Source organism: Azonexus sp. (assembly GCF_047638095.1).
In the GTDB taxonomy this organism is placed as follows: domain Bacteria; phylum Pseudomonadota; class Gammaproteobacteria; order Burkholderiales; family Rhodocyclaceae; genus Azonexus.
The window spans coordinates 1-14,924 of sequence record NZ_JBLJBW010000054.1 but is presented as its reverse complement, the minus strand read 5'-3'; the positions used below and the strand labels follow the sequence as shown (position 1 = coordinate 14,924).

Below are 14,924 nucleotides of genomic sequence, written 5' to 3'. Positions count from 1 at the left end.
ATTTTCATTTTTTGCCTTCCAAAAGTAACGCTAATTTTAGGTCACCCTTGGCAGACTAAATTTCGGGGGAAGCTCATACTGCCCGGTGGCGGCGGGTAGGAGACTTTGCGGGTGGTTTCGGCCTGGGCGGAAAGTTCGGCCAGGATGCGCTGGCGTTCCTGGGAAGCGGTGCTCCAGTATTTTTTCAGCGTCAGGCAGTTATCTTCGGCGGCGACTTCTGGCCAGAGGGCTTGTGCCAGATGCAGGTAGCGCAGGGCGGTGGTTTCGTCGTTGCGCAGCAGAAAAGTGGTGCAGTAGCGCAGACAGAGGCGGCTGACTTTTTCGATCGCCGCACCGAGGCGGGCGGCGGGCTTTTGCAAGCCATATTGGGATGCTGTCTCGGCAAACTGAAGCGCCAGCATGTATTGGCCAACGCCTTGAACTAGGCTTGAATCGATGGCCGCGCCGTCACTTTGGCCGTGTACCCGGTTCAACAGCAAGGGCTCCTTGATGTAGACGATGGGGGATTCGAGGCAAAAGAAAAAATCCATCAGGCGCTGACCAAACCAGCGCACGGTGAGGCTGTTCGGCAGGGTGTAGGTCAACATTTTGGGGTGGTTGTAGAGCACCTGGGAAATGCTCGGGTTGACGGCGGCCATCATGTAAACGGCAGCTTGTTCTTCGCCTGGAATCAGGCAGGTCTGATCGTAGAAAGGCGGCTCGGTGGTGATATTGCCGGTTTCGTCGATGATGTCCCGGTGCACAAGGGCAAAAGCGGCATCCGGGTTTTTTTCCAGGAGCGTGACGCAGCGCTCGATGAAACCGGGCTGGATAGCGTCGTCGCTGCATAGCAGCAACACGTATTTGCCTCGGGCATTGCGGCGGGTGTTGGTGAGATTAGCCGTGGCACCAAAATTTTCCCGGTTGCGAATCAAGCTCATCCGGCCCGGATAGCGGCGGGCGAAGGCGACGGCGATTTCCCAGGAGTCATCGGTGGAGGCGTTGTCGGAAAAGCAGATTTCTATGTTGCTGTAAGTTTGCGCGGCAACGCTTTCCAGGCATTCGGTGAGATAGCGCCCGTAGTTGTAGTTGTAGATACAAATGCTGACCAGGGGAAGGTTCTGGTGCGTGAAATCATTGATTTGCTTGCCAATGGCGCGGGGAAGTGAGCGGTCGCTTACCCGCCCTGCCAGCTCGTGTACGCACAAGGGATCAGCGTCCAGGGTGGCAATGATTTCGAGAATGTGCGTGGGGTTGAATTCCTGGTTGTAGGAGAGGCGGGCGTAATACACGCCGCGTGCCATGGACAGCAGGTTGTGCTGGTTTTTCTCGAGCCCCATCGGGAATTGATTGCGCACCAGGGTCAGGGTGCCGGGGTGTTTTCCGGCGTAGTGGTTGCCGATGTCCCAGGTGGTTTCATCGCCAATGTCGTCGCACAGGATGATTTCAAAATTTTTGATTTGCGTTTGTTGATAGATGCTGTCAAGCAGGGTGGCGAGGTTGTGTGGGCTGTAGTCGAGCAGAAAAATGGAGAGGAAAGTACCGGGGACGTCCTGATTGATTTGGCGAATGGGTTTTGGAGACATTTTTTTAATCGTTGCAGGGAGGTTGTTTTGTTTGGCGAGCCAGGTGTCGCATGACTTGTTCCGCCATGTTTTCTACGCTGCCGGTTGTGGTTTTCAGATGAATTTCTGGTCGTTCCGGAACTTCATAGGGTGAATCGATGCCGGTAAAGTTTTTCAGCAAACCCTGGCGGGCTTTTTTGTACAGGCCTTTGGGGTCGTGTTTTTCCGCAACCCCCAACGGGGTGTCGACATGGATTTCGATGAATTCACCGGGCGCGAACAGCGCGCGGGCCATCTCCCGTTCCTTGCGGAAAGGGGAGATGAAGGCGGTCAGCACGATCAGCCCGGCGTCGGTCATGAGTTTGGCGACTTCGGCGATGCGGCGGATGTTTTCGGCGCGGTCGTGATCGCTAAAGCCGAGGTCGCGGTTCAGGCCGTGGCGGATGTTGTCGCCGTCGAGCAGATAGGTGTGACGTCCGGCAGCGAGCAGTTTCTGTTCGACGAGGTTGGCGATGGTCGATTTGCCGGCACCAGAGATGCCGGTGAACCAGAGGACGCACGGCGTCTGTGATTTGAGCGCGGCGCGGGCTGCCTGGGTAACGGCAAGCGGTTGCGGGTGCAGGTTGTTTTCTGTCATCTGGCGTATTTTCTTAGCCCAGCACCACGACTGCCCCGGCCCAGTATTCCGCTGCCTGGCCGAGATGGGGCCGGCGGTTGAAGGTGAGGTTGTAGCCGTAAGCCTCGAAATGGTAGCCGATGCCTGCCTTTTCGCCGTCGAGGGCGGCGAGCCAGAGGAGCGGCGGGTAGCCGTCGCGGCGTAGGAAGAGGTCGGGGCTGCCGACCAGCGCGGCGCAGGTGTCGATGCCGCCGGCGAGCAGGCAATCGTCGGACAGGGCGGCGATGGCTTCGCGGGCGGCGGGGATCGAATATTCGAGCAGACAGGGGAACAGCCAGCCGACGACGTCGCCCTGGCCGAGTGCTTCGACCAGGCGGGGATGGCGGCTTTCCGGGGCGATGCGCAACTGGCCGGCGAGGTGCACCGGGTTATGCGATTTGAATTCGTAGTCCGGCAGCGTTGCTTTGAACGCCTTGCCGACTGCCGGGATGTAACGGTTTTCCAGCGCCGCGCCGTAGTCCTCGATCTGCGCGGCGGGGAGTAGGAAGGGGATGCCGGCACCCCGGGCGAGGCCGGCCAGTTGCGGGTCGGCCAAGAGGCGGGCGCGGATGGCTTCGGCGCGCCCGGCGAAGTCGGCGGCGCTGGTGGCGAGTGTGCCGTTCTCGTCGAGATGCGCGGTGGTGCGGGCGTGGATGGCGGCGTAGTCGATTGCTGGCTGGGGAAACTGGAACCAGCGGCGGCTGTGCGGATGGGCGGGGGATTTGAGGCCGGTGGGCAGGCAGCGGCCAAAGCTGTCGAAAGAGTCGGGGGTGTTCACGTTGATGACGGCTCCGGGGAGGTTCAGGCGACGAGAGAGTCGTCGTCGGAAAAGCCCTGGCCCCAGGGGAGCGGCAGGAATTTTGCGCCGTGCGTTTTCTCGGTGTGGATTTTGATGAATTTCGGGTCTTCGCCAATGATGCAGTCCGGGCGGTGCGGGCCGAGCCAGGGGTTGCGCATGCCGCGCGCCAGCACTTCCTTGAGCGGGGTTTCGCGCAGGTTGCCGAGCGAGAAGTCGATGTAGGGGCAGGGCGTCACTTCCATCGTCGAGGTGACGGTGATGATGCCTTTGACCGTGATGCAGCCCTTGAACGAGCCGTAAGAAGGCGTCATGTGCGAGAAGACGTTGTAGGTCTTTTCGAGTTCGCGCAGGATGTCGGCGTCTTCCTTCTCGATGACGAATTCGGGGTGCTCGGTGCACGAGCCGGTCGGCTTGGCATAGGAAACGTAGAGGCCGATGCCCTTTTTCGTGGCGAATTCGCACATTTCGCGGAATTCGTCGGTGCTGGCGCGGCCTTTGATGAGCACGGTGGACAGGATTAGGTTCAGCCCGGCATCGAGGCTGGCGTCGATGGCGCGCATGACGCGCTGCCATGAGCCAGGTTTGTTGCGGAACTTGTCGTGTTCTTCCTCGACCATGCTGTCGAGGGAAAGCTGCACTTTTTCGACGCCGATGGCTTTCAGGTGCTTGGCCCGTTCGAGGTCGAGGAACCAGCCGTTGGTGTCGGTGATGATGTAGTGTTTATCGGGGTCGATGGCGGCGACGACGGCATCGAAATCCTTCATTACCAGCGGCTCGCCGCCGGTAATGACGAAGCGGGCGAGGCCGAGTCTGTCGGCTTCGTCGGAAAGGCGGCGGACATCGTCTATGTCCATCTTGCTGCGGGTGTCGACCACTTTCAGCACGCGGTCGAGGTGGCGATCCATGTAGTACTCGGCGGAGCAATGGGTGCACTGGAAATTGCACAGATAGCTTTTTTCCAGGCGGATGATCGGGCTGATTTCGCCGCGTTCTTCCATTGCCGCGATGTTGGCCAGCTTGGCCGCGATGTAGGGCTTGCGCTGTTTGAGATCGTTGCGCTTGGATTGCTCCTGCGCGTTGAGGGGGTTGTCGATGACGGCGGCGTGTGCGTTCATGGGATTGTCTCTGTGGGGCTGACGAAGTGTCTCTACGCCTTACGGCAAATTTGTTCGATTTCTTGAGTTCGGCGCTGTGCGTGCCAAGCGGTGGTTTTTATCACAGTTGTCAGATCGGTCCAAACATCCAGTCCAAATACGGCGCGGGCACGGTCGACATTCGGGACATAGGTGCTGCGTACCGGGTTGCCGGTGCTGACGCTGGGCTGGCCGAGGATGCGGACTTCGGCGGCGGGGACGAGCAGGTCGCGTACCTTGTGCGCGAGATCGCCGATGCTGATGGCTTCGTCGGAACCGACGTTGCAGGGCTGGCCACCGGGGCTCTCGAGCAGCAGGGCGAGCAACCAGACGACCAGATCGCCGGCGTAGAGGTAGCTGCGCAGCGCGCTGCCGTCGCTGTTGACGATGATCGGCCCGCCTGCGAGCGCTTGGGCAATGAAATTGCCGATGGCGTAGTGCAGGTCCAGCGGCAGCCAGGGGCCGGCGAAGCTGAAGCAGCGGGCGAGGCCGAGATGCCAGCCGTGCCGCGCCGCGTAGTGGGCGCAGAGGAATTCGGCGGCGCGCTTGGCCTGGCCGAGCGCCGTGGCCGGGTCGTGGGTCGGCGGGGCGCGCAGACTGGTTTCGGCGATGGGGGTTTCGCCGTCCGGCTGGTAGACGACGCCAGAGCTGGTGAATAAAAAATGCCCGATGCCGCGTTCAGCGGCGAAATCGAGCACGCGCCGCGTGCCGTGGACGAGGGTATCGAATTTCCTGAGCGGGTCTTCGCCGGCAAAGGTTTCCTGCGCCGAGGTGGTGGCGAGATGCAGGACGTGGCTGAAATCGCCGGGCGGGAAAGCAAAGTCGCGCACGTCGCCGGCCAGCAGCGCAAAGGCGGGATCGGCGGCCAGCGCCGGGGCGGTTTGCCGGAAGCGGGCCGGATCGCGGGTGAGGACGGTGACGCGCAGATCGAGCTGGTGAGCGTGGTTGGTCAGACGCAGGCTTTCCAGCAGCCAGCGCCCGAAGAAGCCGGTGCCGCCGGTGATGAACAGCGATTGCCCGCGCAGGCGCGGCCACAGATGCGCGGCGCGTTGCAGGATCAGGGTGAAATCGGCGTCGAGGCCGTCGGGCGCGCGGGTCATGGAGCGTCTGGCAGGGTCGGGGTAATCCACGGACGATACATGTCGTGGACGCGGATGAGGTCATCCGGGCAGTCGTTGTGCCAGCGCCACTGGCCGTTTTGTGGCGGTGTTCCGGCGGCGAGTTCGGGTGCGGGAGGGGTGCGCAGGTGGCAGCGGTAGAGCAGGGAGATGAAGTGGCCGCGTACGTCGCGGTGCGGGGCCATGACTTCGCGCATGGAAAGCGGCGCCGGATCGAAGTCGACGGTGCAAGCCAGTTCGCTTGCGGCCACCTTGGTGATGCGGGTGGCGATGTTTTCCTTGAAGCGGATGATGCCGCCGGGAATGTGCCAGCCGGGGCCGTAGAACTCGTCGGCGCGCCAGGTGAGCAGGGTGCGACCTTGCCTGTCGCGGATCAGCAGGTCGACGTTGATGAGCGGGGTTAATTGGCTGACCAGCTGAAATACCGGCGCGGGCAAGCCCTGGCGCGGGGATTCGACGCGAGCGAGTAATTGCGCGGTGAGTTGTGCGGTGTTGTCGGCGCTCATTTTTATTTCAGGGCGCGTGCCGGGCTCGCGTGTTCCAAACCATGGGGGCGCAGGATGGCGACAGGCAGGTCGAGCCGGTGGTGTTCCCGGATCAGCCGGGCGACTTCATCGGAATAGCTGGCGGCCATGACGATGATGGCGGCGGGCGGGTCGTCGGCCAGCCGCGCAGGCGGGACGATGGGCAGATGGGTGGCGGGGGTGAAGCGGTTCTGCTTGAAGGGGGCGGAGTCGACGACGTAACGGATCGCTCCGCCCAGATCGCCGAGGGCAAGCGCCGCCAGCGCCTGATGGCCGGCGCCCCAGACCGCCACGCTACGCGGTGGGAAGCGGTCGATGAAGGCGCGCAGTTGTCGGTTGATGTTTGCCTGCTGCGCCTTGAGCGGGGAGAGATCGGCGGGCTGGCGCTTCCTGACCGTGGCGGAGAGGATGTAGTTGTGCCAGACGGGGCGGGCGTCGAGCACCTCGAAACCGGCTTGGCGCAGCGTGAAGCCGAGGCTGTCGAGCGTGAAATAGCTCAGGTGGTCGCTGATGAATTCCGCGTACTGCCCTTCTTTGAGGATCATGTCGAAATTGGGCACTTCGACCAGGCCGAGGCCACCGGGTACGAGGTTGCGGGCGATGGCGCGCAGGCTGCTGACCGGCTGCGGCCAATGTTCCATGAAATTGAGGCAGATGAAGCCGTTGAAGGCCGGCACGGGCAGGGTTTGCGCCGGGCAGGCGAGAAAGCCGCGCAGCACGTCCAGCCCTTGCCGGCGGCAGTGGGCGACGGCTGCCGGGGCGTATTCGAGGCCGGTGGCCCGGGCGCCGGCCTGGGCCAGGAGTTCGAGGTATTCGCCCCGGCCACAGCCGATTTCGAGCAGGCGCTTGCCGCGCAGGGCATGGCGGTCGAGCCAGGCGCCGAGTTGTTCCAGGCGGAAGGCCCGCATTTCCGGCGAAAAGGCGGCGGCGCGAATGACTTCGCGGTAGTAGGGAACGGGCGGGCCGGCGAGCTGCAAGAGGCCGCAGGTGGCGCATTCGTGGAGGTCGAGATCCTGGCCGCTATCGTCGGCCAGGGTGGCGGCATCGGGAAAGTTCTGTGCGGCGCCGGGCATGTTGCGGTAAGACAGCACGGGCGGCGCGGTGAGCGGGGCGGCGCAGGCTCGGCAACGCGGGGATGGCGGGTGCGGCATTAGGCGTCCCGCCCCGGCTGACGGGCGGCGAGCGATTGCGGCAGCAGGGGAATCAGCATTTCGGCTTGCAGTTGTGCCAGCGGCAGCAGCGGGCTCATGTCTTCCAGCGGCATCGACAGCATCGAGCCGTCCGCCTGCGGCAGGGCGGCGCATTTGGGGGAGAGGGTTTCGTTCGGTGTTAGGCAGACGTCGACGATCATGGCGCGGGGGTGAGCGGCCACTTCGTTCAGGATCGGCGCGAGTTCGCTTGCATCACTGATGCGCCGGAAGGGCAGGCCGTAGGTGCCGGCGATTTTTTCCAGATCGGGCAGCAGCAGCCCGGCTTCCGGGCCGGTGCCGACGTGACGGCCAGCGAAGTAGTTGCGCTGCGTGTTGCGGATCGAGGCGTAGCCGCCGTTATTCATCACGAGCAGGCAGATCGGCAGGTTTTGTGCCGCCAGGGTGGCGAATTCCTGGAGGTTGAGTTGCAGGCTGCCGTCGCTTTCGACCGCAAGCATGGGTTTGCCGCCGTTGGCGAGGCAGGCGCCGATGGCGGCGGGCAGGCCGTAGCCCATCGAGCCGAGGCCGGAAGTGAGAAAAACGCGCTGGCCGGGTTTGTTGCGGAAGATGGTGTAGAAAACTTCGACGGCCAGGCCGGAACTGCCGGTGCTGATGAGGGTGTCGGGCGGCGCGGCATCGGCCAGGGCGCTGACGAAATGGTAATGGCTGATCGGGCCGCTGCTCGGGAAAGGCTGGCCGTCGTTGATTGGATAGCGTTCTTTCCAGTCGCGGCAGCGGGCGATCCAGGGAGTCGGGTTCGGGCGTTGCGCCGGAATCGCCTGCGCGGTAAGCGCGGCGATGAACTGGCCGGCGTCGGCGGTGACGGCGAGATCGATGTCCATGTCGAGCTTGCCGATTTCATTGGCATCGACGTCGATCACCGCTTTTTTCGCGGCGCGGGCGAAGCCGCGTGGGTTGTAGGCGGTAACGATGTTGTCGAGCCGGCAGCCGATGGCGATCAACAAGTCGCAGTTTTGTACCGCGAAATTGCCGCCGCGCAGCGCGACGACGCCGGGGCGGCCGGCATTGAGCGGATGCTCCCAAGGCAGCAGGTCGAGGGCGTTCCAGGTGGTCGCCACCGGGATTTGCAGACGTTCGGCCAGCGCCAGAAAAGATTTGGCCGCGCCGGCTAGGCGCACGCCGTGGCCAGCCAGCAGCAGCGGGTGTTCGGACGCGGCGATCAGTGCCATCAGGCGGGCGGCGTCGGCGTCGAGGCTGGCAGCGGCTGCCTCGGGCGGCGTGAAGCCGGGCAGGGTGTCCGGGTCGATCGGCGCGGCCTGCACGTCGAGCGGCACGTCGAGCCAGACCGGGCCGTGCCGGCCGCTGCGCATTTCGTAGAGAGCGCGTTCGAGGTGGTAGCGGATGTGCTGCGGGTCGTCGATGGTGACTGCGTATTTGGTGATAGAGCGCACCATTGGAACGATGTCCACTTCCTGCACACCACCTTGGCGCAGTGGGCGGCCAGCGAGTCGGTCAGGGCGCTTGACCTGGCCAGAAATGACCAGCAGCGGCACCGATTCGATCCAGGCACCGGCCACCGGCGTGATGACGTTGGTGGTACCGGGGCCAGTGGTGACCATACACACGCCGAAACTTTCGCGTACCCGGCCCCAGGCTTCGGCGGCAATGCCGCAGGCTTGTTCGTGATGGCAGGGGACGGGCGTCAGGCGCGGTTCGCAGGCGAGCGCGTCGTTGAGATACATGGCACCGCCGCCGGGCAGCAGGAAAACATGTTCGGCACCGGCCTCGGCCAGCCCTTGCATCAGGTAGTCGGCAGCGCGCATGAGGCGTGGAGAGGGAGAGGAGGATGGCATGGGTGTGGGGTTGCTCATGGTGAAACTTGCCGGCCAGGGAGGATGACGGCTAGGGACTGAAGATCGGGACGCCGACACTCAGGGCCGCTTTTTTTAGATTGGCATCGAGCGTGGCCAAGGGCAAGCCGGTGCGCAGGGCCAGTTCGAGGTAGGCGGCATCGTAGGCAGAAAGTTTGTGGCGACGGGCCAGATTCAGCGTGTCGTTGAGGGCGCGGCTCGCCGTTGCCGGGTCGGCGACGATGTCGAGCCGTTCCAGAAGCGCGATGAAGCGTTGCCCCTCGGCCTCCGTGACGGCACCCCGGGTTTCGAGCTTGACGACGACGTTGGCGATTTCCAGCGCCCACAATGAGGGGACGTAGGCTTGCGCTTCGCAGAGTGTGGCGAGCGCGGCATCGGCGTAATCGATACCTGCCGGTTGCGTGCTTGGGGCCAGCCAGAGCAGGGTAACGGATGCGTCGAGAACGAAATTCATGCCCGACCGTCATCGATGAGCGTTTTGAGATCAACGTCGCTTACCGTTTTGCGGGTGTGCATGAAAGTCCGCATTTCCCGGGCTGCCTCGGCAGCATCCTGATGTGTGTTGCCGGAGGGCGGCACGAGGTCGGCCACGGCTTCGCCGCGCAGGGTGATGGTGTAATGCTGGCCGGCTTGGACGCCGCGCAGCAGTTCCGGCAGCTTCGTTTTGGCTTCGTATGATCCGACTTCGATGTGCATGGGCTTCCTCCGTTGTCTTAGACTGGATTATAGACTGGTTGGATTTGGCGTCCGCCGCTCAGGACAGCCAGTGCGTGAGCAGCGTTTTGCGCTGCGGGTTGGCGTTGATGGCCGGATCGGTATAGAAAGAATCGTTGGCGTGGTGAGTCGAGGAAATTTCTTCGAACACGACGCCCTCGGCGCTATGGAATTTGTGGCGCACGCCCCGGTGCACGGTAATGACGTCGCCGCGCCCGGCTTCGATGGCCGCGCCGTCGAGCCAGATGGTCATGCGGCCATGCAGGATGACGAAGGTTTCCTCTTTCTTTTCGTGGTATTGCTCGGGGTGGGTCTGGCCGGGCAGCATGGCGATCAATTTCTTGCAGTATTCGCGGTTGACCACGGTCATCATGATCAGGCCGTATTCGGCGAAGCGTTCCATGCCGTAGTGGTGCGAGATTTCCAGTTCGGACTGGCCGGGGACGACGATGTTGCCGGCTGCGAGCAACTGGCGCACGGCGGTGACGGCGGCGAGCACCCAGGCGCGCTGATTGACGGCATCGACCTGCGCCGCCAGCAGCGGCGCGCCGGCCACTAGCGGCTGGCGGGCGGTGAAGCGGTTGTATTTCGACCACTGGTTGGCGCTGATCTGGCCGGGGACGGGCGGGAAGGCGAAGCTCACGTCGGCTTCGCCGAGGGTTTCCCCGGCGGCCACGTCACGGCTCAGGAAAACAGCGCGGCGCAGGCTTTCCAGACTGGCGGTTTCGTCGGGCGTGGCGGCGGGCCAGGCTTCGCTGCCGCACATCGTTTGCGCCAGGCGGGCGGCTTCGAGCCAGGCGCGCACTTGTTCCGGGTTGGCCGAGTAGGCGTTGAGCGCGTATTTCTCGGTCGGCAGGCCGACGTGTTTTTCGAAGGCCGTAGCGCCCTTGGCCAGCGCCAGCATCACCGGTTCGATGCGCTGCGGCGCTTCGTGCGTCGAGAAGCCGATGCGCACGCCGGGGTAGCGGCGGCGCAGGGCGTCGATGCGGGCGATGTGCAGGTGTGCGTCGGGGGTTGGATATTCGGCGACGCAGTGCATCAGGGTCAGCTGCTTGTTGCGGTGCAGGAAAAAGCTGGCGACGTTGTCCACTTCTTCCGGCGTCGCGCCGGCGGTGGAGGCGACGATGGGTTTGTCGTTTTGCGCGATGCGTTCGAGCAGGGGCCAGTCGGTCAGCGAACAACTGGCGATCTTGATGATTTCGATGTTCTGGGCTTCGATCAGATCGACCGATTTTTCGTCGAACGGCGTGCACATCGTCTTGAAACCGCATTCACGCATGGCATCGATGAGCGTTTGGAATTGCGCTGTGGAGAGCCGGGTTTCCTCGAAACGCTTGACGTATTTGACGTCGTCGCGGCCCTTGAAGCTCGGGTGGATGAAGCTGTCGAGGTCGCGGTATTGCAGTTTGAAGGCGAAATCGAATTCGTCGAAACCGGTGCAGGCAGCATGCATGGCCTGGATCAGGGCGACGCCGTGGGCGGTATCGCCCATGTGGTTGTTGGCCATCTCGAAGATGAAAAGCGGGCGGGTCATGGCAGTTCTCGGAAGGCGGTTTTCAGAAATTGACGCCGCAGAAATCGGCGAGCGACTCGGCGACGTAGTCCAGTTGCGTTTCGCTCAGGCCGGGCCAGACGCCGAGCCAGAAAGTGTGCTGCATGATGGTGTCGGCCTTGTCCAGGCTGCCGCTGACGCGGTAATGGCGATTAGCGAAGTAGGGCTGGCGGGTGAGGTTGCCGGCGAACAGCAGGCGGGTGGCGATCTTGCGCTGGTCGAGGAAACGCAGCAGGTCGACGCGCCGGAACGGCGCTTCGGCGCGTAGCGTCACCGGAAAGCCGAACCAGGCGGGGTCGCTGCCGGGCGTGGCTTCGGGCAGGATCAGGAAATCGGCCAGTTCGGCCAGTCGACCGTGCAGATGCGCGAAGTTGCGCCGGCGGGCGACGTTGAAGGTGTCGATCCGGTCGAGCTGGGCAAGGCCGACAGCGGCCTGCATGTCGGTGATCTTGAGGTTATAGCCGAGGTGGGAATAAACGTATTTGTGGTCGTAGCCCGGCGGCAAGTCGCCGAGTTGCCAGTCGAAACGTTTGCCGCAGGTGTTGTCGCAGCCGGGCTGGCACCAGCAGTCGCGGCCCCAGTCGCGGAAGGATTCGATGGCGCGTTTCAGGGCGGGATCGTCGGTGAACACGGCACCGCCTTCGCCCATTGTGATGTGGTGGGCGGGGTAGAAGGAGAGCGTGCCGATGTGGCCGAAAGTGCCGACTTTGCGGCCTTGATGCAGGGAACCGAGGGCGTCGCAGCAGTCCTCGACCAGCCACAGGCCGTGGCGGTCGGCCAGAGCGCGGATGGCTGCGATTTCGAGCGGGTTGCCGAGGGTGTGCGCCAGCATGATGGCGCGGCTGCGCGGCCCGATGGCGGCTTCGATGGCGGCCGGCGTCGGGTTGTAGGTGGGGATGTGCGAATCGACGAACACCGGCACCAGAGCGTTTTGCAGGATCGGATTGACGGTGGTCGGGAAACCGGCAGCGGCGGTGATGACTTCATCGCCAGCTTGCAGGGCGCGTTCGCCCAAGGTTGGCGAGGTCAGCGCCGACAAGGCCAGCAGGTTGGCGCTGGAACCGGAATTGCAGGTGAGCGCGTGGCGGACGCCGAGAAACCCGGCGAGCTTTTGCTCGAAGGCATCGTTGAAGCGCCCGGTGGTCAGCCAGCCGTCGAGGGCGGCGTCGACTAGATGTACGAACTCTTCTTCGCCTAGCACCTTGCCGGAGACGGGAATCGGGGTCTGGCCGGGAACGAAGGCCGGGGAGGTGGTGCGCTGGGCAGCGTAAGCGCGGACTGCGGCGAGAATGCTCTGGCGGTCGGGGGTGGCGTTGTCGGTCATGCAGGATGGCGTGTGCGAGGGAATCGTGGTTGTGTCTTCGGCAGAAATTGCGAGGACTTTATCGCTCAGTTCGGCGGCGGCTTGAATTCGATCAGTGGCAGGATGCTTCCCAGGTGTTGCGCTTGGCGTGATAGCGTCGGTCGGCGGTGACAAAAATGGCCTCCGGAGTATGTTGGGCGACGGCGTGGTAGAGGGTGTCGAACAGGTGATGATCCAGTTGTTCGGCGAGTTCGATTGCCGTTGCGTAGATTTCGGGGCTGTCGGCAATTTGCTGCTCGATGTGCAGCAGATCGAGCAGGTCATCTTGTGCTTGGGCGGGTTTGAGGCGGGCCAGCACGGCCGCGACCTCGGCAATGAAGTGTACCGGCTGCACCAGTTGCAGACGACCGAAGGCGGCGGCTTCGAGTAGTTCCAGCGCCTTTCCCGTATCGTCTTCGGTATCGCCGGGAAGAAACCATTTGAGCGCCACGCTGGCGTCGGCGACGACGATCACGGGCGGCCTGTTTCGCGGGCGGTGCGGATTTGCGCATCGCTGACCGTCGGTGCTTGTTGGCGACGGGCCAGAATGCGATGCCAGGCCTCGATGCTGCTTTGCCGCCGCTGCGCCCGTTCGATGGCTTCTTGCATCAGGCCGGCGATGATGGCGCTTTTGTTCTGGCCGGCAAAGGTGGCGTTGAATGCGACCTTGATTTCTTCTGGAATGCTGAAATTGACGGTGGACATGTTCAAGCTCGATCGAGTGGCGGAATTGTTGAAAATTTCAACATAGTATGGGTCGAACGCGCTCAAGGGGTCAAGGTGGTGTTGGTGTAAGCGTCGATCTGCCGCCGGCAGAAGTCGCCCATGTCGGTTCCGTCCAGCCAGGCGAGGTGCCAGGCGGCGGTATGTTCGAGCGCCGCATCCAGCCGCCAGCGGGGGTGCCAACCCAGTTTCTGCTTGGCACGGTGGGCGTCGAGGCGCAACAGTCCAGCCTCGTGCGGCAGGGGGGAGGGTTGGCTTTCCCAGTGGGCCGGTGTCGGCCACAGTGCGGCAAGTTTGTCGGCGACGGCGCCGACGCTGACGCAATCTTCTGGTTCCGGGCCGAAATTCCAGGCGGCGGCTAGCGCGGGATCGGCGGTGAGGCGTTCGGCTAGCAGTAAATAGCCGCAGAGCGGTTCGAGCACGTGTTGCCAGGGGCGCACGGCGGCGGGGTGGCGTAGTGTGGCGGTTTCTTTGCTGGCAAAGGCGGCGAGCAGGTCGGGCACGAGGCGGTTGTCGGCCCAGTCGCCACCGCCGATGACGTTGCCGGCGCGGGCCGTGGCGATGGCTGCCTGGCCCGGCTGGTCAAAAAATGAGCGCCGCCACGAGGCGGTGAGGATTTCGGCGCAAGCCTTGCTGCTGCTGTAGGGGTCGTAACCGCCGAGCGGGTCAGCTTCACTGTAGGCGTGGCCGGTTTCCCGGTTTTCGTAGCATTTGTCGGTGGTGACGACGACGATGGCGGCGATGCCTGGTTGCCGGCGCGCCGCTTCGAGCAGGTTGAGGGTGCCGATGACGTTGGTGGCGTAGGTGCCCGCCGGATCAGTGTAACCCTCGCTGACCAACGCCTGCGCGGCGAGGTGCAGGACGATGTCGGGGCGGGCGGCGGCAAGGGCCGCGTCGAGTGCCTGCGGGTCGCGGATGTCGCCGATGTGTGAAGTCAGCGTTTTTTCAACATCGGCCAGTTGATACAGGTTGGGTGTGGTGGTGGGCGGCAGAGCGTAAGCGCTGACTTCGGCACCCAATTGATGCAGCCACAGCGCCAGCCAGCTTCCCTTGAAGCCGGTGTGGCCGGTGAGAAAAACGCGCTTGCCGCGCCAGAAGGCCGGGTTGGGCAGTTGGCCGTGGGTGCCGTCGTTCATGACCAGACTTTCCACGGCGCATTTCCCGATTGCCACAGGTTTTCGAGCAGGATCTTGTCGCGTAGGGTATCCATGGGCTGCCAGAAACCTTGATGTTGCCAGGCGGCCAGCCGGCCTTCACGCGCTAGAGTGCGCATCGGTACGTCTTCCCATGGCATATGGTCGCCTGCGACGAGATCGACGACTTCTTTTTGCAGCACGAAAAAGCCGCCATTGATGAAGCCGCCCTCGCCGTGCGGTTTTTCCTGGAAACTGGAAACGCGTCCACCGTCCAGATCGAGTGTGCCGAAGCGCCCCGGCGGTAGCACGGCGCTGACCGTGGCAGGCAGGCCGTGCTGGCGGTGAAAGGCGATCTGGGCGCTGATGTCGATGTTGGCAAGCCCATCGCCATAGGTGAAGCAGAAAGGTTCATCGGCATCGAGGAAATCGCGCACGCGGCGCAGGCGGCCTCCAGTCTGCGAATCCTCGCCCGTATCCACCAGCGTCACTCGCCACGGTTCGGCGTAACGTTCATGTACTTCCATCTGGTTGTCGCGCAGATCGAAGGTCACGTCCGACATGTGCAGAAAGTAGTTGGCAAAATATTCCTTGACCACATAGCCCTTGTAGCCCAGGCAGACGATGAAATCGTTGATGCCGTGGGCGGAGTAGATTTTCATGAT

The 14,924-nt window shown here is 63.3% G+C and carries 16 protein-coding genes; all 16 read right to left on the bottom strand.

Translation table 11 applies throughout. The annotated features are described in order from the left end of the window. Positions 1-41: 41 nt before the first annotated feature. Positions 42-1,565: a glycosyltransferase gene (locus ACM62Q_RS11635; RefSeq protein ID WP_415036741.1), complete on the bottom strand. Its 1,524-nt coding sequence runs from the start codon at positions 1,563-1,565 to the stop codon at positions 42-44. A gap of 4 nt (positions 1,566-1,569) precedes the next feature. Then, the gene (gene cysC / locus ACM62Q_RS11630) at positions 1,570-2,181 is read right to left on the bottom strand and encodes an adenylyl-sulfate kinase (RefSeq protein WP_415036739.1); all 612 of its coding nucleotides are present in this window, start codon (positions 2,179-2,181) and stop codon (positions 1,570-1,572) included. Positions 2,182-2,194: 13 nt separating this feature from the next. Beyond that, on the bottom strand, positions 2,195-2,977 hold the full coding sequence (locus ACM62Q_RS11625) for a hypothetical protein (RefSeq protein WP_415036737.1): 783 nt from the start codon (positions 2,975-2,977) through the stop codon (positions 2,195-2,197). A 23-nt stretch (positions 2,978-3,000) separates the two neighbouring features. Beyond that, positions 3,001-4,113 (bottom strand): radical SAM/SPASM domain-containing protein, encoded by a 1,113-nt coding sequence (locus ACM62Q_RS11620; RefSeq protein WP_415036735.1) that lies wholly within the window; start codon positions 4,111-4,113, stop codon positions 3,001-3,003. A 32-nt stretch (positions 4,114-4,145) separates the two neighbouring features. Then, complete coding sequence (locus ACM62Q_RS11615; RefSeq protein ID WP_415036733.1) at positions 4,146-5,231, bottom strand: NAD-dependent epimerase/dehydratase family protein; 1,086 nt, start codon at positions 5,229-5,231, stop codon at positions 4,146-4,148. Continuing rightward, positions 5,228-5,755 carry an NUDIX domain-containing protein gene (locus ACM62Q_RS11610; protein ID WP_415036731.1) on the bottom strand — a complete coding sequence of 176 codons (528 nt, stop codon included), beginning with the start codon at positions 5,753-5,755 and terminating at the stop codon, positions 5,228-5,230. The genes ACM62Q_RS11615 and ACM62Q_RS11610 overlap by 4 nt, the downstream gene beginning before the upstream one ends. Before the next feature lie 2 nt (positions 5,756-5,757). Then, entirely contained in the window at positions 5,758-6,924 is a 1,167-nt protein-coding gene (locus tag ACM62Q_RS11605) for a methyltransferase domain-containing protein (RefSeq protein ID WP_415036729.1), read from the bottom strand. After that, a complete protein-coding gene (locus ACM62Q_RS11600) occupies positions 6,924-8,777 on the bottom strand; it encodes a thiamine pyrophosphate-binding protein (RefSeq protein ID WP_415036727.1) in 1,854 nt (617 codons plus the stop codon). The genes ACM62Q_RS11605 and ACM62Q_RS11600 overlap by 1 nt, the downstream gene beginning before the upstream one ends. 49 nt (positions 8,778-8,826) lie before the next feature. Continuing rightward, positions 8,827-9,249, bottom strand: coding sequence for a type II toxin-antitoxin system VapC family toxin (locus tag ACM62Q_RS11595; RefSeq protein WP_415036725.1), 423 nt, complete (start codon positions 9,247-9,249; stop codon positions 8,827-8,829). Next, positions 9,246-9,491: a type II toxin-antitoxin system Phd/YefM family antitoxin gene (locus tag ACM62Q_RS11590; RefSeq protein WP_415036723.1), complete on the bottom strand. Its 246-nt coding sequence runs from the start codon at positions 9,489-9,491 to the stop codon at positions 9,246-9,248. The genes ACM62Q_RS11595 and ACM62Q_RS11590 overlap by 4 nt, the downstream gene beginning before the upstream one ends. 58 nt (positions 9,492-9,549) lie before the next feature. Then, on the bottom strand, positions 9,550-11,043 hold the full coding sequence (locus ACM62Q_RS11585; RefSeq protein ID WP_415036721.1) for an N-acetylneuraminate synthase family protein: 1,494 nt from the start codon (positions 11,041-11,043) through the stop codon (positions 9,550-9,552). A gap of 22 nt (positions 11,044-11,065) precedes the next feature. Continuing rightward, positions 11,066-12,385, bottom strand: coding sequence for a lipopolysaccharide biosynthesis protein RfbH (rfbH, locus tag ACM62Q_RS11580; RefSeq protein ID WP_415036719.1), 1,320 nt, complete (start codon positions 12,383-12,385; stop codon positions 11,066-11,068). A 91-nt stretch (positions 12,386-12,476) separates the two neighbouring features. Further along, positions 12,477-12,878 (bottom strand): type II toxin-antitoxin system VapC family toxin, encoded by a 402-nt coding sequence (locus ACM62Q_RS11575; protein WP_415036717.1) that lies wholly within the window; start codon positions 12,876-12,878, stop codon positions 12,477-12,479. After that, complete coding sequence (locus ACM62Q_RS11570; protein ID WP_415036715.1) at positions 12,875-13,108, bottom strand: hypothetical protein; 234 nt, start codon at positions 13,106-13,108, stop codon at positions 12,875-12,877. Before ACM62Q_RS11570 ends, ACM62Q_RS11575 begins: the two co-directional genes overlap by 4 nt. A gap of 62 nt (positions 13,109-13,170) precedes the next feature. Further along, positions 13,171-14,277: a CDP-glucose 4,6-dehydratase gene (gene rfbG / locus ACM62Q_RS11565; protein WP_415036713.1), complete on the bottom strand. Its 1,107-nt coding sequence runs from the start codon at positions 14,275-14,277 to the stop codon at positions 13,171-13,173. Continuing rightward, the coding region (gene rfbF, locus ACM62Q_RS11560; protein ID WP_415036711.1) for a glucose-1-phosphate cytidylyltransferase at positions 14,259-14,924 on the bottom strand (666 nt) is incomplete at its 5' end. The genes rfbF and rfbG, both read right to left, overlap by 19 nt.